At 66.6% G+C, this 19,451-nt stretch carries 15 protein-coding genes; 9 read left to right on the forward strand and 6 right to left on the reverse strand.

Features of this window, described 5'->3' with window-relative positions:
* Nucleotides 1-10 precede the first annotated feature (10 nt).
* Nucleotides 11-3,691 (reverse strand): DUF3857 domain-containing protein, encoded by a 3,681-nt coding sequence (locus LZC95_47160; GenBank protein ID WXA94019.1) that lies wholly within the window; start codon nucleotides 3,689-3,691, stop codon nucleotides 11-13.
* 130 nt (nucleotides 3,692-3,821) lie between these two features.
* On the opposite strand from LZC95_47160, the gene LZC95_47165 reads away from it, so the two are divergent.
* Nucleotides 3,822-4,742 (forward strand): UbiA prenyltransferase family protein, encoded by a 921-nt coding sequence (locus LZC95_47165; protein WXA94020.1) that lies wholly within the window; start codon nucleotides 3,822-3,824, stop codon nucleotides 4,740-4,742.
* 1 nt (nucleotide 4,743) lies between these two features.
* Nucleotides 4,744-5,514, forward strand: a complete 771-nt coding sequence (locus tag LZC95_47170) for a CPBP family glutamic-type intramembrane protease (GenBank protein ID WXA94021.1) — start codon at nucleotides 4,744-4,746, stop codon at nucleotides 5,512-5,514.
* On the opposite strand, the gene LZC95_47175 is transcribed toward LZC95_47170, so the two are convergent.
* Together LZC95_47175 and LZC95_47180 are read right to left on the reverse strand one after the other, a co-directional pair.
* Complete coding sequence (locus LZC95_47175; GenBank protein ID WXA94022.1) at nucleotides 5,487-6,734, reverse strand: MFS transporter; 1,248 nt, start codon at nucleotides 6,732-6,734, stop codon at nucleotides 5,487-5,489. The two genes, LZC95_47170 and LZC95_47175, sit on opposite strands and share 28 nt — an antisense overlap.
* A gap of 19 nt (nucleotides 6,735-6,753) precedes the next feature.
* Nucleotides 6,754-7,503 carry a TlyA family RNA methyltransferase gene (locus LZC95_47180; protein ID WXA94023.1) on the reverse strand — a complete coding sequence of 250 codons (750 nt, stop codon included), beginning with the start codon at nucleotides 7,501-7,503 and terminating at the stop codon, nucleotides 6,754-6,756.
* A 107-nt stretch (nucleotides 7,504-7,610) separates the two neighbouring features.
* Here LZC95_47180 and LZC95_47185 point away from each other — a divergent pair, with 107 nt between their 5' ends.
* Nucleotides 7,611-8,423 carry a rhomboid family intramembrane serine protease gene (locus LZC95_47185; protein WXA94024.1) on the forward strand — a complete coding sequence of 271 codons (813 nt, stop codon included), beginning with the start codon at nucleotides 7,611-7,613 and terminating at the stop codon, nucleotides 8,421-8,423.
* Nucleotides 8,424-8,529: 106 nt separating this feature from the next.
* Complete coding sequence (locus LZC95_47190) at nucleotides 8,530-9,915, forward strand: hypothetical protein (GenBank protein WXA94025.1); 1,386 nt, start codon at nucleotides 8,530-8,532, stop codon at nucleotides 9,913-9,915.
* Here LZC95_47190 and LZC95_47195 read toward each other — a convergent pair.
* The gene (locus LZC95_47195) at nucleotides 9,912-10,823 is read right to left on the reverse strand and encodes a helical backbone metal receptor (GenBank protein ID WXA94026.1); all 912 of its coding nucleotides are present in this window, start codon (nucleotides 10,821-10,823) and stop codon (nucleotides 9,912-9,914) included. The two genes, LZC95_47190 and LZC95_47195, sit on opposite strands and share 4 nt — an antisense overlap.
* Nucleotides 10,824-10,942: 119 nt before the next feature.
* Between LZC95_47195 and LZC95_47200 the strand changes: the two genes are divergently transcribed.
* The 4 genes from LZC95_47200 to LZC95_47215 all read left to right on the forward strand — a co-directional run bounded on the left by LZC95_47200 (nucleotide 10,943) and on the right by LZC95_47215 (nucleotide 16,957).
* Nucleotides 10,943-12,094 carry a hypothetical protein gene (locus LZC95_47200; GenBank protein ID WXA94027.1) on the forward strand — a complete coding sequence of 384 codons (1,152 nt, stop codon included), beginning with the start codon at nucleotides 10,943-10,945 and terminating at the stop codon, nucleotides 12,092-12,094.
* 39 nt (nucleotides 12,095-12,133) lie between these two features.
* Nucleotides 12,134-14,164, forward strand: coding sequence for a prolyl oligopeptidase family serine peptidase (locus tag LZC95_47205; GenBank protein ID WXA94028.1), 2,031 nt, complete (start codon nucleotides 12,134-12,136; stop codon nucleotides 14,162-14,164).
* A gap of 43 nt (nucleotides 14,165-14,207) precedes the next feature.
* Nucleotides 14,208-15,581 carry a glycoside hydrolase family 76 protein gene (locus LZC95_47210; protein WXA94029.1) on the forward strand — a complete coding sequence of 458 codons (1,374 nt, stop codon included), beginning with the start codon at nucleotides 14,208-14,210 and terminating at the stop codon, nucleotides 15,579-15,581.
* A 68-nt stretch (nucleotides 15,582-15,649) separates the two neighbouring features.
* Complete coding sequence (locus tag LZC95_47215; protein WXA94030.1) at nucleotides 15,650-16,957, forward strand: hypothetical protein; 1,308 nt, start codon at nucleotides 15,650-15,652, stop codon at nucleotides 16,955-16,957.
* Here LZC95_47215 and LZC95_47220 read toward each other — a convergent pair.
* Together LZC95_47220 and LZC95_47225 are read right to left on the reverse strand one after the other, a co-directional pair.
* Nucleotides 16,954-17,745 (reverse strand): metallophosphoesterase, encoded by a 792-nt coding sequence (locus LZC95_47220; GenBank protein WXA94031.1) that lies wholly within the window; start codon nucleotides 17,743-17,745, stop codon nucleotides 16,954-16,956. The genes LZC95_47215 and LZC95_47220 overlap by 4 nt on opposite strands.
* A 33-nt stretch (nucleotides 17,746-17,778) precedes the next feature.
* Nucleotides 17,779-18,630 (reverse strand): hypothetical protein, encoded by an 852-nt coding sequence (locus LZC95_47225; protein WXA94032.1) that lies wholly within the window; start codon nucleotides 18,628-18,630, stop codon nucleotides 17,779-17,781.
* A 26-nt stretch (nucleotides 18,631-18,656) separates the two neighbouring features.
* On the opposite strand from LZC95_47225, the gene LZC95_47230 reads away from it, so the two are divergent.
* Nucleotides 18,657-19,445, forward strand: coding sequence for a fumarylacetoacetate hydrolase family protein (locus tag LZC95_47230; GenBank protein WXA94033.1), 789 nt, complete (start codon nucleotides 18,657-18,659; stop codon nucleotides 19,443-19,445).
* Nucleotides 19,446-19,451 lie beyond the last annotated feature (6 nt).

The following is a 19,451-nucleotide window of genomic DNA, read 5'->3' on the forward strand; positions in this document are numbered from 1 at the left end:
CGAGAACCCTTCATTTCACGCCCAACACGAGACGTTGCCCCAATGCGCGGTCCATCGACTCGCAGAAGGCGCGGAACGCCGGATATTCGCTGGCCTTGATGCGCGTCTTGGTCATGGTGACCGTCGTTTTCACGTGCGCCGTCGTCCCCGTCATGTCGACGTCGACGCGGAAGCTCCCGAAGGGGCTCGACCCCTCGGCCTTCACCGGCGCGTTGACGATCTTCGCACCCGCGGGAATGCGCAGGGTCCAATCCGTCTCGTCCGTCGACTGCGCGCGCAGCTTCACGTCGAGCCGCCGCTGGGACAGCGACGCGTAATCGCGCACCGCGTGATCGTTCGGCCCCACGGGCAGGCTCAATCGGTCACCCTCCTTGCGCCCGAACTGCGGCACCTTCGCCTTGGCGCGGAGCCACACCTTGCCCTCGATATCCTCGAAGTTCGCCGCCTCGAGCGACCCAAGCTCGAGCCCCGCGAACTCCGCCGACAGATCCTCCTGCACGCGTTGCTTGCGCGTCGCCTCGGCCCAGTAGCGCTGCCGCCACGTCGGGGCCGATACGCCGGTCACCTCCGCGCGCCAATCGATCTGCGCCGTGCCGTCGACGTTCACCGTCGCCTCCAGCTTGCGAACCGCCGTGCTCTCGGTGGCCGGCGGATCGGGCAGGTGGACCAACTTGGGCTTGCCCTCGTTGATCTGGATGGCCAGCGATCCGCGATCCATGGCCGGCAGCTCCATCGAGCCCGTGTTCTCCGCCGTTCCGTCCAGGTACAAATCGAGCGACGGCACGTACGCAATGGCATGATCGAACGGCGCCAAGCTCGCCGGATCCGTCTCGAAGTCGCCGCGCATGCCCGAGCGAACGACCACGATGGTCGATGGGATGCCCAGCTCTTTGAGCATGGTCACGATGAGCGTCGCCTTGTCTTTGCAGTCGCCGAAGCCGCGCGCGAAAATCTGCGCGCACCGGTACGGCTTGAAGCCGTGGATGCCGAATTCCAGCGCCACGTACCGCGTCCTCTGCACGACGTAGTCGTAGACCGCGCGCACCTTCTCGCGATCCGTCTTCAGGCCCTTGGTGACCTCGGCCACGCGCCGGCGCACCTCTTCGTCGGCCACGAATTGATCTTTCACGAGCCCCCAGTACCAGCGGCCCATGTCGTCCCAGCTCTTGTACGTGGAGACGTGCACGTGGCCGAGCAGCTCGGAATACGGCGGCTGCAGCGGCTCCGGATCGATGGCCGGCACGTTCTCCGCGGTGAAGCGGTAGACGCGCGTGTCGCCCACGACCTTGGTCGTCGACTGGATGCCCGGCACCTTGGGCTTGTTGAAGTAGAACGTGCGCGAGGTCGGCGTGATGAGCACGTACTCCGAGTGGGCGATGTTCTCGCCTGCCTGCATGTACTTCACCTCGCCGAAGTAGTCCGCGTACTCGTTGCGCGTGGCCACGTCCTCGACGCGGTACTGCAGCTCCACCACGTCGCCCGGCGACAGGCGCGGGAAGCGCACGTAGAACGCGCGCGAGCTCGTGTACATGCTGATCGACGGATCGTTCACCGGCCCTTCGCCGTTCTCCGTCGCATCTTCCACCTGGCCGTTCTCGTGGTAGACGTGCGCGCCGCGCAGCTGCACCGTCTCGGTGTCGGCCTGGAAGCTGAATCCGTACTCGCGCGCATCCGTCGCCGCGCGATCCGTCAAAGGCTGGAACACCACCTGGTGAAAGCGGCTCGCCAGGCCATTCGGGAACACCGTGGTCACCTGCAGATCGACCAAGGTGCGCCGATTCTCCCCGCGCGCGGGCGCCTTGCGCTGCGCGAGGAACTCCTTCGCCGGGCGCGCGTAGCCTTCGTCCGGCCGCGGCTTGGCCGGCTCGAGGTGCGCCAGGTATTCGCGCACGTCCTTCGCTTGCGGCTTCAACAAGAGCACCTGGCGCAGCAATTTCTGCTGCTCCTCGGGGTGCCCCGCCAGGCCTTGCGCCTCGGCCAGCGCCCGGATCGTGTCGGTGTTCTCGGGCGAGAGATCCAGCGCTTTCTTGTAGAGTGCAACCGATCGCGTGCGGTTGCCCATGAGCAGGTAGCTCTGGGCCGCCGACGCCAAAAGCGGCGCGCTGTCCGGGTTCATGGCCATCATCCGATCGAGCCAGCGCTCGGCGCCCTTGATGTCGCGCTGGGCGATGGCCAGATCGATGCGCCCGCGCACGAAGGAAATATCGTCGAAGCGCAGCTGCGAGTAGCGCTCCTCCAGCTCGCCCGCCTCCGTGGTGCGCTCCATCTGCCGCAGCGCACCCACCGCCGCGTGCACCACGGCCACGCTGCGCGGCTGCCGCGCGAGCGCCCGCTCGATGAAAGCGGCCGCCGTCTCCTTGAGGTTCGCCTCCTCGTACAACTCGTAGCGCCCGAGGATCGCTTCCACCTCGTCGGGGTCGAGGGCCAGCGCCCGGTCGAAATACGGCACCGAGTCGCGCCAATTCGAGCCCGCCCGGGCGTGCCGCGCGCGCGCCAGGAGCACGTCGATCTGATCTTCGGTCGGCACGCCGCCCTTCTTGGCCAGCGCCTCGGCCTTCTCGATCCAGATGGCCTTCTGGTTGCGATTTTCCACGAGCTCACTGGCCAGGAGCAGACGCCGGATCGTCGGGGCCTTCTCCGCCGCTTTTCGCGCCAAATCCCGGGCGCGCCGCTCGGAGGGATCGTCCGACTGCGTGAGCTGCAGGTAGCGCGCGAAGCCCTCGAGCGACGCGGGATCGTTGCCCTTGATGAGCCGCTCGAAAGCCTGGATGGCGCCTTCGACCCGCGACGCGGGCTTTTTCCCCGCCGTTGCCGCTTCTTTGGCATGGGCCGGATCGGCATCGGTGACGATGCGCGGATCCGGGTCGCCGCGCTCGCCGGCGAGGCGGACGGTCAGCATCGGCGCATCGTCGTCGCCGCAAATCTTGACCAAGAGCCGGTTGTAGCCGCTCGTCATGGTCACGTTGGCGGCCCAGCGATCGGCGTCGATCGAGCGGTATTTCTCGTCGCGCAGCACCTCTTCGCCGTTCCACCACACGCGCATCGCCCCAGCGCTGCCGGCCCAGATCGAGATGGGGCGGGAGGCACCCGCGGCCAATTTCTCGTCGCGCGCGTAGGTGAAGGCGTAGGCGCACACGTTCTGCGTCGGCTCGATGAGCCCGCCGAAATCGAGCCAACCGTAGGGTGCGGTCGCCGGGGACACCCGCCAGCGCACCGGCCGCTCCTTGCCATCGAAGGTGCGCCCCAGATCCGGTGTGTCGGGCTTCTTTTCCAGCGGTTCGACGCCGAAGTCGCGATCGATGCCGGCCTTGCCCTCGTTGTCGAAGGCGCCCGCCACCAAGAAGCGCGACACGTACCCCAGCTTCGCGATGCGCGTGCGCGATCCATCGAGATCGCCCCGGCGCCGGCGGGCGTAGGCCTCGAGAAGGCCCGCGTACGCGCGCGTGGGCGGCGCGATGGAGGCGTCTTGGGCCACGTTGCGCAGCACCTCCTCGATCTCGCCCGGATCGCCCGCGTTCCACTCTTGCCAGAGTTTGCGCAGCGCCACGTACGCGTGCGGCCCGCGCGCGGAGCGGATCTCCTGGTGCAAGCGGGTCAATTTCGAGAAGCGCTCGCTCGAGTCCGCCGCCGCATCGCCCGGCACCGCCAACACGATCAGCGCGATCAGTGCGACGAGAGAGGGCAAAAACACGGGAAGGCTCGAAAGAATCGCCCGGCGGCGGGGGCGCTGGGGGCGTGGAAGGGTGGTGGCAGTCACGAAAACTCCGGGTTGAACAGCCGTTGTACTATCGAAAGGACGTCAGTACTAAAGAGCGATCCCAATGTTGGCCGGCCTGATCAAGACCATCCGCCCTCACCAATGGGTGAAAAACCTGTTCGTGATGGCGCCGATGTTCTTCCACAAAGACGTCTTTCTCTCTACCCCCGCGGGCCCGGCCCTGAACTTGTTGGTCACCGGGCGGGCGTTGGCGGCGACCGGAGTTTTCTGCCTTTTGGCCGGTGCGGTCTACACGATCAACGACCTGGCCGACGTGGAGGCCGACCGCATTCACCCGGTCAAGCGCTACCGGCCCATCGCCAGCCGCGAGGTGCCCGAGGCTCTTGCGTGGCTGATGGCCGTCTTGCTGGTCGTGCTCTCCCTGGGCATCGGCTTCCTGCTGCATTGGAAATTCTTCATCTGCGCCGTCATCTACCTCTGCCAAAATATCGCCTACACCTTCAAGCTGAAGTCCATCGCCGTTCTGGACGTGGCCTTCATCTCGTTCGGCTTCGTGCTGCGCGTGCTGGCCGGCGGTTTTGCGACGGATACGCAGGTCAGCACGTACATGATCGCATGCACCGCGCTTTTGGCCCTCTTTTTGGGCTTCGGGAAGCGGCGGCACGAGCTTTCCGGTGAAAATGCGGGCAAGCAGCGGGCAGCCCTCAAGGCCTACACGCCGATGGGCCTCAACGTCCTTCTGGCCCTCACCGGCGGCGCCACCGTGGTTACGTACATCGCGTACACGATCGATCCGGTCACGTGCGCGTTCTTCAACACGAAGTCGCTGTGGCTGACCGCGCCGTTCACCATTTTTGGCATCTTTCGGTTTTTATTCCTGGTTTCTGGCCGGGCAGGGCGCGGGCTCAAGAGCGAAAGTCCCACCCAAGAGATGTTGCGCGACGTCCCGTTCGTGCTGAATTTGGTGCTCTGGGTCGTCATGGTGGTTGCCATCGTTTATAGGCTTCGTCCTTCGCTCGGCTGACATGTCGCGCGACGCGAGAGCTTTGACCGAGAAGCCGGGCGCGTGGATCGACCTCGCGCTCACCCTGCCGCTTTTCCTCGCGTACCACGCGGGCGTCGTCTTTCTGAAGATTCAGAACGCGACCGACGTCGTCACCCCCGCCCTGGTGCAGCTCGCCGAGGGCAACCGGGCCGTGTACCTCCTCATCACCGCCTCCATCGGCGTGGTGTTCGCGGGGATTTTCGGCTGGCTCGGCCGCGGGCAAGCCTTTCGCTCGAGCAAGTTTGCCCAGGTCATCGTCGAGGGTGCGTTTTACGCCATCGTGATGCGGGTCGCGGGATCGTACGTGGTGAGCAACCTCTTCGCGCCGTCACAGGCTGCGGCAAGCCTCTTCGGCCCGCTTACCGAGGATAAGCGCTTCGTCGGGATGATCACCTCGATGGGCGCGGGCTTTTACGAGGAGCTGGCCTTCCGCGTGGTGCTCTTCGGGCTCGGGGCCAAGGTGCTCGTGAGCGTCTTCGCCAAGCAGAACGTGCAGGTGATGAACCAGCGGGTGGTCGCCGGAACGTCGTCGTTCAAGGCCTTCATCATCATGTTCGCGTGGATGTTCGCGGCCGCGGCGCTCTTCAGCGGGATGCACTACATCGGTGCGCTGGGCGACAAATTCCAGATGGCGTCGTTCATCTACCGCATGGTGATCGGCGTGGTGCTCACGATCATCTACCTCACGCGCGGCTTCTCCACCGCGGTGTGGGCCCACGCGCTCTACGACATCTGGGTGCTCGTGTTCTGATTGCGGGCGAGTCCCAAGGTGCAGGTGAGCGCGAGCAGCATGCCGATGGTCGCCGCGACGTACGGTGAACGCGGGCTGAACGCGCCGTAGACGAAGCCGCCAAAGGCCGGTCCGAGCACGCGCGCCAGGCTCGCCGCGGACTGGTTCGTCCCCAGGATGGCGCCTTGCTCGGAGGCCGAGGCCCGCCGCGACACGTACGACGAGACCGTCGGCTGCGTGATGCCGTTGCCCACGGCCAGCGCGAGGCTCGAGGCGTAGAGCAGCCCGCGCCCGACGGTGGGGGAGAACACCAAACCGAAGAAAGCGATGGCCTGCACGAAGACGCCGACCGGAATGAGCGTGGGCTCCGAGTACCGCTTGGTGAGCGGCCGCATGAACGCGCCTTGCACGATGGCCGCCGTCACGCCCACGCCCGCGAGCAAAAGGCCGCTCTCCACCTGGTCCATCTTGAAGACGTCCTTGTTGAAGTAGCGGAACGTCTGCTCCATGTTCGTGAACGAGAAGATGATCATGAAGTTGACGACGATGCCCGCCAGGATGCCGTTGTCGGCAAAGGCGCGGCGCGCGGCGTCGAGGTTGAGCGGCGAGAGCGATCGCATCGGCTTTTGCGCGCGATTCTCCTTGGGGAGCGACTCCACGAGGCCGAGCGCCACCCAGACGAAGTTCACCACGCCGAGCGCCGCCGCGGCGAAACAGGCGACCGCGCCGGTGTGACCATTGATGGTGATCTTCGCCAGCGCGCCGCCGAAGCCGGGGCCCAGGACGAAGCCGAGGCCGAAGGCCATGCCGATGAGGCCCATGCCGCGCGCCCGGTCCTCGGGCTTGGTCACGTCCGCGATGTACGCGCTGGCCGTGCCCAGGTTGGCGGTGGCGATGCCGCCGAAGATGCGCGCGGCAAAGAGCCAACCCACGTGCGACCCGTACGCGATGCCCAGGCCGAGTCCCAACATGGTGAGCGCGTTGGCGGCGACGGACCAAACCAGCACGGGGCGCCGGCCGATGCGGTCGGAAAGCCGGCCCCACACCGGCACGAAGAGAAACTGCATCAGCGAATACACCGCGCTGAGCAGGGTCCCGACGAGGGCCGTGGTTTGGAAATTGTCGCGCGCTTCTTCCGCCAGGAACGGGATGACCAGCCCGAAGCCGAGAAGATCGAGAAAAACCGTCAGAAAGATGGCCCCGAGGGAGGGACGCCGGGTGCGGGACGAGGATTGCTGCATGAAGCCGGGCGGGACTTTGTCACGGACTTCGGCGTGCGTGTACGAAAGCTTCGCGATTTCCTTTCGGGCCGGGCAAGACCGAGTCGCATTGCGCGAGAATCGTGAATCCGGCCGCTTCGATGGCCGCGGCGGCTCCAGCGATGGCCTGCTCGCGCACGGCCTCGTCCTTCACGACGCCCTTGGTGCGTGTCGCCTCCTCCCGACCGACCTCGAACTGCGGTTTGACAAGGGCCACGAGCTCGCCTCCGGGGCGGGTCACCCGCGCGATGGCCTCGGTCAGCCGGTCGATGCCGATGAACGATGCATCCACCACGGTGAGGTCGACTTCGCCACCCACGGACTCGGCGGTGAGGGTCCGCGCGTTGGTTCGTTCCATGACGACCACCCGCGGATCGACCCGGAGCTTGTGCGCGAGTTGCCCATAGCCGACGTCCACGGCGATCACGGTCTTGGCGCCGCGTTGCAGCAGGCAATCGGTAAAGCCTCCGGTGGAGGCGCCCAGATCCAGGCAGCGCCAATCCGTCGGGTTGACCCCAAAGGCGTCGAGCGCGCCCTCGAGCTTCACCCCGCCGCGCGACACATAAGGATGATCGGCCCCGCGCACGGTCACCGCCGCATCGGCCGCAACGGTGGTGCCAGCCTTGTCGACCCGCTCGTCGCCCACGTACACGACGCCGGCGAGCACCATCGCCTGCGCGCGGGCCCTCGAGGGTGCAAGCCCCTGGCTCACGAGCAGTTGATCGATGCGGACGCGGGACTTGCTGGCCATGGGCCCATTGTTGCCGATCGGGCTCGTCGCCGCGACCCTCGCCTTTCGGGCCGATCTCGCTTAATTAACGAGGTGGCACGTAATCAACGAGAGTGGCAGGTCAATCCATGAGGGCAGGGCAGGGGCGCTGGCAGGATCGGTTCTCGTTCGGCGGACGGCTGCCCTGGGCGGTCGGGCTGCTTCTTTCGCTCACGGTGATCTTTTCGCTCGCGGTTGCCTTCGGTAACCGCCACACCGGGCCTCTGTTCCAGCTCGCCTCGTTGGTGCCGGCCGGCGTATGGCGCGGGGAAGTCTGGCGCCTCGTCACGTGGGCCTTCATCGAGCCAAGCCCGCTGTCGCTGCTCTTCACGTGCCTGGGCATCTACTGGTTCGGTTCGGATCTGGCCGGCGAGTGGGGCTCGGCGCGGTTTCTCCGCGTGCTTGGCGGCATCGTCCTCTCGTCCGCCGTGGTCACGTGCCTCTTGGCGCAGCTCGATGTGGCGCTGCTTCCGCAGCACTACCTGGGAAGCTGGGCCTGCGCCTGCGCCATGATCGTCGCGTGGGGCCTTTGGTTTCCCGATCGGGTCGTTCGCATCTATTTCATTCTGCCGATTCGGGGCTACTGGCTCGCCTGGCTCACCGTCGGCCTGACGGTGGTGTATGCGATTTACGCGGGCTGGGAGCGGTACCTACCGGAGCTTCTCGCGGAAGGGTCGATGCTGGCGTGGATCTTCCGCGGCACCTTGACGGCGCGTTTGGCAAAGGCCCGTCAGCCGGCAGTGCGCCGACCGAATCCGGTTCAAGCGAAGAAGCGCCCCGCGAAGGGTGTCTCCTACCTGCGCGTGGTCGAGCCGCACGACGACGAGGATCCGCCGCCGATGCCGGCCGATCTGGAGAAGCGCGTTCAGGACCTTCTGCGCGGCACGAAACGCGACGACTAGCGATACAGGTCGGTGTTGTAGCCGCTTCACAGAAGCGAATTTGAGTCACTGAAAGACGTGACTGGGACTCGGGTTTCGCGGTGCAAAGCGGGATACGCAACGTGGCTTGACCCTTGCGATGCAGCTCGGCGTGCGGGCTCTCTGGCTTACGCTTGTCTTGCTTTGCTTCGTCATCGTGCCGCGGTCGGCGGGTGCCGTCGGCCTGGTGCTTCCCGGCGATGCCAACCAGGTAACGCAGGTGCGCATCGCCGTCGCGCCCTCGGCCGCGCGCACGGTGCGGTGGTACTCCCTTTCGACGGCGCATGCGGAGCCACTCGTGTGGATCATTCCCACGGGGAAAAATGCCGTGGTCAGCGCGGTGTCGCACGCGTGGCTCGAAGCGTTGGACGAGGCCTCCGCCGTGCAGGTGATCCCATCGTGCGGCCCCTCCTCCGTCGAGACGCACCGGAGCGTGCAAGTCGGACCGAGCCCGTTCCCGCCCGAGTTGGACACCGCGACGTCGCTCGAGGAGCTAGATACGAAGCTTGGCGCACCGGACTTGCCCGCCGGCGTGCGCAACGATCTCGCGCGCCGCTTGGCCACGCAGAACCTCGTCGTGGTGCGCACGAAGGGGCCGCACACGCCGGTGATCCGGGTCGTCGATGCGGAGGCGGGGATGCCCGTTCCCTTGTCGCTCCTTCGCTCGGAACGCAACGTCGAGGTGACGGCGTTCGTCGTGTCGGAGCAGCCGTCGATGCTTGGAACGAGGATCGATTGGCCTCCGTCGATCCACTGGTTCGGGGAGCGCTCGGATTACCTGCTGAAGCGCGATGTCGCGCTTTCGGGTGCAGCGCCCGGAGCCTTCGTCGTGGAGTCGTCGCCCAGCATCGTCCCCTCCGTGACCGCGGCGTACCTCGATCTGGCCGCACGCTACGGTGACCGTGCCGACGACTTGGAGCTCGCACGAGCGCAGCGCGCGCCGGACTCGCTGCGCATCACGCGGCTTGCGGGACGCATCCCGGCGCAAGGTGCCTCGCCGGATCTGCGCGTCAGCGCGTTGAGTTCTCCCGCGCCGGATCAAGTCCTCACGGCCCACGCGTCGTGCAGCTCCGGAGGCGGCCGTGGCGGCGGATCGTCCGCGCCGCCAAGCCGCAACGACTCGTACGAGAGCGCCGGCTGCAGCGGCTCGAGTTCCTCCTCCCGCGGCAGCAGCAGTAGCAGCTCGGAAAGCTGCAGCAGCGACACCACCGACTCGAGCAGCTCACGCGAGGAGGACGGCGAGGGCTGTAGCAGCGACACCACGGATTCGGACGGCTCCGACCATGATGACGATTCGGACGATAGCTGCGACAAGGACGACGACGGCAGCTCGTCGGACAAGGAGGAAGACCAGTGCAGCACCTCGGGCGCAAAGCGGCGCTTCAAGGGCCGCAGCCCGCTCTCGCGCGGTGTCCTCGTGCTCGCGCTGATCGTGCTCCCCCTACGTCGCCTGGGCCGCCGCAAACCGGCCTAAGGAATCGCAGCCTCCGGGTGTATCCCGCGGGCGAAGACAGCGAGCCCCTCCGCGATGCGCGGGCCGGGGCGGAGCACGCTCTCGTCGGCCATGGCCACCACGCGCCCGGATTTGACCGCGCGAAGCTCCCGCCAGCCCGGCGCCTCGCGGGTGATGCGCTGCGCGCCGTGTGCTTCGGCGATGGCGGCGTTCACCACGACGTCGGGGTCGAGCGCCAGCACCTGCTCCATGCCCAAGGTGGGGTAGAGACTGCCCTCGCGCACGGCGTTGGTGCCACCGGCGCGCTCGATCATCTCGTTGGCGAAGGTGTGCGGGCCGGCCACCACGATGGGCTCGAGCCCAAAGACGAGGAGCACACGCCACCGGGGTCGCCCGGCCACGGCCGCCTGCACTTCACCTTCGCGGACGTGCAACTTCGTCACCACGGCGTCGGCCTCCGCCGCGTGGCCCGTGCGCGCGCCCAGCCCGAGCAGCATCGTGTCGATCTGCGCGAAGGACTCGTTCTCGGGAAAATACCCCTCGGTGCCGAACGCCGTGAGCCGCTCCAGAAGCTGCGGTCCCGCCGGCCCGCGCCCGCCGACCACGAGATCGGGCTTCAGCGCCAAGATGGCCTCGAAGTTCGGATCCGCGAAGCCCCCGACCTGCGGCAGGCTCAGAGCCTCCGCTGGAAAATCGCAATAGCGTGAGCGCCCGACGACGACGTCCTTCGCCCCGATGGCAAAGAGCGATTCGGTGGTCGACGGCGACAATGACACGACGCGTTTGGCGATGCGCACCCCGGCCTCGGTTCCTCCGGCCTCGGTCGCGGAGGACCCGGATGGGCGCCGTGAGCATCCGAACCCCTGGGCCAACGCCAACGGCGCCAACAGGAGGAGCAGCAGCAACCAACCGGCAACAAAACGAGGCATCGGGCCATGGCTCCAGAACGAAGGACGGAAACGGGCACAAAGCGTGAAAGGAACTTGCCCATCGCCGCCGATCCGGGAATTTTGTCAATGGCAACCGCTCGCTCTATGATTTCGAACCGTTGACTCCGCACGAATTCGAAGAAATCTCGCTCGTCATCGACGTCATTCGGAGCGAAACAAAAGCTCCGGAGGGCTGCTTTGCGAACGCGATACGCCGGTACGTCCAGGGCCTGAACTGGCCGCCGACGTTCTACGCGAACCCCGCCTATCGCGCCGAATTGCGTGTGCTCCTTCGCGCGCTTCAGCTCAAGCCGCGCGAGCGCGAGGACATCGTGGCGCAAGGGGTTGCGCTGCTCGAGCTCATCTCGAGCCCCCACGCCGATGCACGCATCACGTGGCGCCAGGCCTTCACCGGGGAGGCCGGTGGCGGTGGGCTCTACCCGCCGTCCGCGCCCGAGGGCAATCAGGACGAGTACAACCGTCGCGAAAAGATCCTTTCGCACCGCTGGGCCACGCACCATCTGCTCACCCACGGGCGTGACGCCAGCGAAAGCTCGATCGACGTCTTCCTTCAAACGGAGTTTGCCCAGGCGCTCACCGATCGGGTCGAGGCGTTCTACGGCAAACCCCGCCCCAAGGACGGGTCCATCGACGAGCACGAGCCCATCTTCGCCGAGCATCGCCACTGGGCGCTCAAGCCCTCGTTTCGCCTGACCTCGCTCATCTCGCTGGCTTGGGAGGAGTCGTGGCACTTCAACTCCGTCACGCCGAAGCACGACAGCCGCCCGGGCGAGTTCACCTGGACCCCGCTCGACGAGGCGACCACGATTCGCTACTGCGAGAGCGCCATCATCAAGGCGCGCTACGTCTACGCCACCGGCCGTGACGCCGCCGCCGTCTTCGAGCGCCTGCGCGGTCTCGACGTGTTCCAGCCCTCGGAGCTCGTGGCGCTGGCCCGTGCGGAGGCGGATCCGGCCGCGCGCCGGTTGCACGTCTTGAAAATGGGCCTGTCCGCCACACCGCGCGGCGTGTTGGTGCGCGAGAACCGCGCCCCCGAGCCCGACGTTCTGGCCTTCCTCGCCGACACGATGGGTGCGGCCGAACCGGAGTTGCGCGACGCCGCGGTGACCGCGGCGAACTTCCTCAAGTGGGACATGCTTGCGCTCGCCATGGAGGCCATCGTCGAAGGCGACGACGTGGCCGAGCTGCGCACGCTCGCGGCTCGGACGCTCCGTGAGATCCGCCGCTACGCGCACTCCAGCGAAGGCTAGAGAAGGGTAGAATCGCGGCCTCCTTGAAAGGGGGCCTTCATGAACGAGCGCGCGTGCATCGTGGCTTCGTCGTTCCTGCTTCTCGCATCCTGCGGGAGCCCACCTCCCGAACCCGCGAAAACGACGACGAGTGCTTCGACACCGCCGGCTTCCGCGAGCCCGGTGGTGCCGCCGGCCCCGAGCGAAGGGCCCGTCGCGCCCGACGTCCCTTCGGGAGCGGCGGCGCAGCGGGACGGCGTGCTCGCCTCCGACGCCGCGCGCATCATCGGGGCGTTCATCAACGGCGATCCGAACCTGTCCCCCGATGGGAAAAAGGTCGTCTTCCGATCGAACCGTGATGGGCTGACACAGCTCTACCTCGGCGAGGTCGCCAAACCGGATGCGCCGGCGGTTCGATTGACGAAGACCGCGCAGCGCACGCTCTCCCCGGCGTTTTCGGCCGACGGCAAGAGCGTGGTCTTTCTCTCGGATCGGGGGGCCGACGAGAACTACTCCATCTTCCGCGTCGGCGTGGACGGCAGCGGGCTCGAGGAACTCACCCCTGGGGAGACGCTCCATCGGGACGCGCCCTTCCTTCCCGACGGCGCACCGGACACCCTCGTGTACAGCGCGCGCAAAAAGGAAGAGAGCACGGCGCGCGTCTACGTTCAGTCCTTGAAAGGCGGCGCACCGCCCAAGCTCGTCTACACGGACAGCATTCCTGGAAAGCTCTTCGCCGTCGATCGAAACGCCAAGCGCGCGCTGCTGCGCCGCTACATTTCGCATTCCGAGATCGTGCTGGTGCTGGTCGATCTCGTCACCGGGCAGGCCAAGTCGATCTACCCGGCCCCGGGGAAGATGGTGGCCATCGAGGCGGCCGCGTTCTCTGGCGACGGCAAGACGATCTTCGTCGCCACAGACGAAGGAGGCGAAGGCGGCACCCTGCTCGCCTTCGATGCCTCCACCTTGGCTCAGCGGGCACGCTACGCGGATGCGACCCTCAAGACGGCCGCGATCAACGAGCTGGCGGTTCCGCGCAAAGGCGATCGGCTGGCCATTCGGCTCGATGCAGGAAATCGCTCGGTGGTCCGCATCCTCGAGGCAAAGACGCTCAAGTCCGTGGGGGAGGCCAAGCTTCCCCTCGGCAGCGGCGCCGGCTTGGTACCGAGCCACGACGGAAAGAGCTTCGCCCTGCATTGGTCGACGCCGAATCAGCCGCAGGACGTCTTCCTCGTCGATGCTCGTACCGGGGCGGCGCGGCCGGCGTTGAAAGAAGCGCGCTCCACGCTCGCAGGGCTCGGCGAACTCGAGGCGACGGTGCAGACGATTCCCTCGTTCGATGGAACGCAAATCCCGCTCAACGTCTACAAGCCGAAAGGGCTCGCGGCGGGCTCCAAGAAGTACCCGGTGCTCGTCAGCGTGCACGGTGGGCCGGCCGGCTCGTCCCCGGTGCGTTGGTCGACGCAGGTTCGGTTTTACACGGCCCATGGCTTCATCGTCGTCGAGCCCAACATCCGCGGCTCGACGGGCTTCGGCCGCGCGTACGAACAGGCCGACGACGGGCCGAAGCGCATGGATGCCGTGAAGGACATCGAGGCGGTTGGGCAATGGGTGCTTTCCACGCCGTGGGCCGATCCTGCGCGCCTCGTGCTCTCCGGCGGGAGCTACGGCGGCTACATGACTTTGATGGGGCTCACGCACCATCCCACGATGTGGAAGGCGGGCATCGATCTCGTGGGCGTCTACGATTGGCGCACGTTCATGCGCTCCACGAGCGGCGAGATTCGTAGCGTTTTCCAAAAGGAAATCGGCCCCGAAAGCGACAGCGCCTTCCTGGCGTCGATTTCACCGGCGACCCGGGTCGATTCCATTTCGGTCCCCTTGTTCGTCTACGCCGGCGCCAACGATCCGCGCGTCGCGCGCTCGGAATCGGACCAAATCGTCCGCTCGCTGCGCACGCGAAAAGTACCTGTAGAATACATGGTCGCCGACAACGAGGGCCACTCCCTCGATCGCAAAGAGACCGTCACCTCCTTTCTCGCCCGCAGCACGCGCTTCTTGGAGGAAGCGCTGAAGCTCGAACGCCAGTAAATGGCATTGTTCGCGATCGTGATCGCGCGATAGGCTCGTCGGCATGATCGCTCTTCTCGCGTCGGCCCTGGCGGCGACGATTTGCAATGTGCATTGCGAGCCGCGCGATCCTGCGGTGGCCGGTGCCGATCGCACGGCGGCGGAGGCCACGGTGTGGTCGCGCAAGATCGTGCTGCACCTCTCCGATCCGGATGCCATGGGCTGGGCCAGCATCGACGACGGCGATCCGGGCGATGAAGCATGGCTCGATCGATCCTTCGATGGCGGGCGCACGTGGGAGCCGGGTGGCAGCAAGCTCGGGGCGACGACGATTCCCTCGGGGCGGCACGGGTGGCGCACGCTCATGTACAACGTGGATGACCCTGCGACGCGGGGCATCGGTGCGCTGCGCGCATGCGGCAAGGCGGGCAATCGACCCGAGATCGCCTGCACACCGTGGTTTCGCACGGCGGCGAGCACGCGTGTCGAGGCCGCGGCCACGGCCCTCATGCAGCTTTACGACAATGGCACGGGCCTCTGGAAGACCACGGGCTGGTGGAACTCCGCCAATGCATTGACCGCGATGCTCGATTATTGGACGCGCACCGGCAATGCCCAATACCGCTATGCCATTGCCAACACGTTCGACAAAAACCGAGGCAACGATTTCACCAACGAATACCTCGACGACACCGGCTGGTGGGGCCTTGCATGGGTGCGCGCCTACGATCTCACGGGCGAGTCGCGGTACCTCGACATGGCGAAAAAGACCGCCGACTACATGAACGCGTACCGCGATGGCACCTGCGGGGGCGGCGTGTGGTGGCGCACCGACAAATCGTACAAGAATGCCATCACCAACGAGATTTTCATCGAACTGAGCGCCGCGTTGCACAATCGAATCGCGGGCGACACCGTCCACGTGCAGCGCGCCCGCGAGACGTGGCAATGGTTTCAAGCGAGCGGCATGATCAACGCGAACAACTTGATCAACGATGGCCTGGACTCCGCGACGTGCCGCAACAATGGGCAGACCACGTGGACGTACAATCAAGGCGTCATCTTGGGCGCGCTGGTGCAACTGCACGATGCCACCGGGGATGCGTCGTTGTTGACCAAGGCCCGGCAACTTGCTGACGCTTCGACCGCGAGCACCGCGCTCAACCCGGGTGGCATTCTGCGCGAGCCCTGCGAAAGCGGCAATTGTGGTGCGGATGGCCCGTCGTTCAAAGGCATCTACGTGCGCAACCTGGGCGAACTCGATCGCGCCCTCGCGGGTCGGCCGTATCGCATGTACCTGCAGCGGCAAGCCGATACGGCCTTTGCGCGCAATCGGACGATGCTGGATCAATATGGCCTGCATTGGAATGGGCCGTTCGATCAGGTGGACGCAGCCCGCCAACACAGTGCTCTCGAGGCCCACGTCGCCGCGTATTGAACGACGAGCCCTTGCCGGGGCGTTGGGGTGTACTTAGCCTCTTTCGACACTTTCGAGGGGAGACGTCCATGGTTCGTCCGCTATCTTGCAGTGCCGTTGCCGTTACGATGCTGACGCTCGTGGGATGCGACGCCGAGGCGCCTGCTGGCACGGAGACGGCAAACGTTGCCCAGGCATCATTTCGCACGGACGACGTCGTTCGCGAGTCGCTGGCGGGCGATGTGGCGCATTACAGCTTCGTCCTCCGCCTCGGCAACACGCCGAACGCGCGCATTCGCGTGCACCGTCTCGTGCGCGAGCGCAGGCCATGGCACCCGCGCCGCACCGAGGGTGCCGTCATGCTTGTGCACGGCGACTTCTCCTCCTTCGCGAGCAACTTCGCGCCGACGGCCGACTCGGGAATGGCCCTTCACCTCGCGGCCCATGAAGGGCTCGACGTGTGGGGCATCGATCGCCGCTGGTCGCTCGCACCGCAGGGCGCGAATGTGGCCGACTTCGCGGACATGGGCCTCGCCCAGGAGATCGACGACCTCGGGCGCGGCTTGGCCTTTGCCCGCGGCGTGCGGCTGGCCACCGGCGGGGAAGGGGAGCGCTTCACGCTCGCGGGCTTTTCGCACGGCGCGCATTTGGCCTATGCCTACGCCTCCGCGGAGGCCGCGCAGCCGGAGGCGCGTCGCCACGTGAAGGCTTTGGCGCCGCTCGATATTTATGCGGAGATTGCGCCGGACGAGAATCCCGTGTTCCGCGAACGGGCCTGCGGCGATGCGGCGTTTTATCGCCAGGAGTTGGCCGACGGCCATTTCGAGCAGAGCAACGGGCTGTTCATCCAACTTGGGTCCCTCGCGCAGAACGCGCCGAACGAGCAAACGCCTTTTCAGGATTTCTTTCCGGGATACACGAACCGCGGTGCGCTCGTTCGATTTGCGGCGCAGACGGCCGTGGTCTTCCCACCGATGTTCACGCCCGTCTACCACCTGGCGTCCGGCGTCCTCGATGCAAACGGTGTGGCCACCGCCTTTCGCGATTCACCCGAGGTGGCCGTTGCCGCTTATTTCGCCAACGCATCGCCGTATCAATCGACCCGCGAGCTGGCGGATTTCGACACGCTTCTCTGTAATCAGGGACCGCCGCCGGTGGACGTGCCGCTCGATCGAATCCGGATCCCTCTCTACTACCTCGGCGTGGCCGGCGGCTTTGGCAACCATGGCCTGTACTCGACCACGCGCGTCCGCTCCAAGGATGTGACCACGGTGGTCCTGCATCGATTCGGCCCCGAGCGCGAGGCGGAGGACATCGGTCATGCCGATATCCTCTTTGCGCGCGACGCGGCGGACATCGCGTGGAAGCCGCTCGCCGCGTGGATCCGCCGGCACTAAGACCCGGCGCGTAGCTCGAAGAAGGCCACCTCGGGTTCCGAAGCCACACGGGGAACGAGGCTTCCGCGACCGAACCCGAGGCCGCGACTCACGTAAAGCCAATTGCCGCGCACCTTGTACAGGCCGCGCAGGTAGGGCTGCCCCAACTTGTCCGCGATCCACTGCGTCATGGCACCGAAGTGCAGGTGGCCTCCGTGGGTGTGCCCCGAGAAGCACGCGAGGCTTCGCGCCTCCGGCAGATCGTCGGCGGTGCTGGGCGCGTGCGCCAAGACCAGCGCCGGCTTGTCTTGGGGCACGTGTTGGAACGCGCGCCGCACATCGTCATGGCGGGTGACGGCGTCGTCGATCCCCACGAGAAACAGGGGCTCGCCGCGCACGACCACGTGCAGCGACTCGTTGACCAGCACCGTGCAACCGACCTCCTCGAGCGCGGTGCGTACGGCGCGTGCGTCGACGAAGTGATCGTGGTTGCCCAACACCGCGAACGCCGGACCCGCCATGCCCGCGAGCTCCTTGGCGATGCGCGGCAGCGGGTAACGCGAATGGGTCACGAAGTCGCCCGTTAGAAAGACCAAATCCGGCTGCGCACGCCGCACCGCCTGCAGCGCACCCGCGATGCGGGCCCGCGGCGTGGCCGTGCCGATGTGCAGATCCGACAACTGGGCAATCCGCACGCCGTCATGGGCGGGGTGCAGCCCAGGCAACGAAAGCACGGTGTGCGTGGTCTCGAAGTACGCGGCCGAACGAGGCCGCAGGGAAGGCATCTCCGGATGCGCCGTAGGGTTCATGTTCCTAGGATTGTAGCGGCACGCCGCAATCCGTCACGGCGCCAGCTCCAGGCGCGCCGTTTCCGGCAAGAGCCCCGCGGCCACACCCCGGCGATAGAGCTCGCGGATGGCGTTCACCACGTCCGGTTTCATCTCGCGCGTGTCCTCGTTGGCGTACATCGCGAGGTACCGATCGAGCAGCGCACGGTCCAAGGGAAGATCGGTGCGCTTTTCGGCGCTGAGCAGCGACGCCATCATCTCCTCGCGGTGTTCGAGCGCCCACGCGATGGAGGCGCGGCAAAGGCGCGAAACCTTGGCGATGGTCACCTCGCCCAACCCGCGACGGATCGCATTGCCGCCGAGCGGCAGGGGCAGGCCGCCGGTCGCTGCCGCCCAGGCCTCCCCCAGCTCGAGAACGCGGTGGAAGCCCTCGCGCTCGTAGGTGAGACGGCCTTCGTGGATCAACAGCACCGCGTCCACTTCCCCCGAGCGCAGCGCCTCGAACGCCTTGGAGTACGGTGCGATGGGAACCACCACCGGCTCGAACACCGGGCCCACCAACCGCAACGTGAGGTACGCCGTGGTGCGCAGGCCCGGCACCCCGATGCGCTTTCCCGCGAGGCTCTCGATGCTCCGCGGCTCGCGCGCCACGACCACCGGGCCATATCCGCGACCCACCGAGGCCCCGTGCGGGAGCAAGAGCCAATCCTGCGCAATCGTGGCGTAGCGCGCGATGGACACGGCGAGCACGTCGACGTCGCCGCGTTCGGCGCGTTGGTTCAGCGACTCGGTATCCTCGCGCTCGGCAACGAAGGTGAGCCCTTCGCCATCGATGCGGCCCTCGAGCAGGGCCCAGAACATGAACACATCGTCACTGTCCGGAGAAAAGGCGAGTCGGATGGGCATGGTCGCTCTATCATGCGTACCACACCATGCGAATCGTTCGTATCGTCCCGCCGTCCGCGACCACGCCACTGGCCCAGCCGGTCTTCGCCATCCTCGATGGCCAGACGCTGCGCATCCTCTCGAAGGCGCCGTGGGACGGAGGCTCGCCCACCGGGGAAACCCTCCCGCATACGGACGCCATTCCGCTTCTCGCACCGGTGACGCCGTCGAAGATCGTGTGCGTCGGGCGCAACTACGCCGCGCACGCCAAGGAACTCGGCAACGAGGTGCCGAAGGCGCCGCTCCTCTTTTTCAAGCCGCCCTCCGCGCTCATCGGCCACAACGGCACCATCGTCCTGCCGCCCGAGAGCGAGCGCGTCGAGCACGAGGCCGAGGTGGGCATCGTCATCTCCCGCCGCTGCAAAGGCATCTCCCGCGAGCAAGCCCGTGACCACATCTTCGGCGTCACGTGCGTCGGCGACATCACCGCCCGCGATCTGCAGCGCGCCGACGGCCAGTGGGCCCGCGCCAAAGGCTTCGACTCTTTCTGCCCCACCGGCCCGTGGATCGAGACCGATCTCGACGCCCAGCTCGATGTCCGCGACCTGCGCATCTCCTGCACCGTGAACGGTGCCACCCGGCAAGATGGCCGCACCTCGCAGATGATCTTCCCCATCGACGAGCTGCTCGCGTACACGAGCCGCATGATGACCCTGGAGGCCGGCGATCTCCTCGTCACCGGCACCCCCGAGGGCGTCGGCCCGCTCGTCCATGGCGATCGCCTGGAGATCTCCGTCGAGGGCGTCGGCACCCTCGCGTGTGCGGTGCGGAAATAACGCGGC

The organism is Sorangiineae bacterium MSr12523, assembly GCA_037157775.1.
GTDB classification, from domain to species: domain Bacteria; phylum Myxococcota_A; class Polyangia; order Polyangiales; family Polyangiaceae; genus Pendulispora; species Pendulispora brunnea.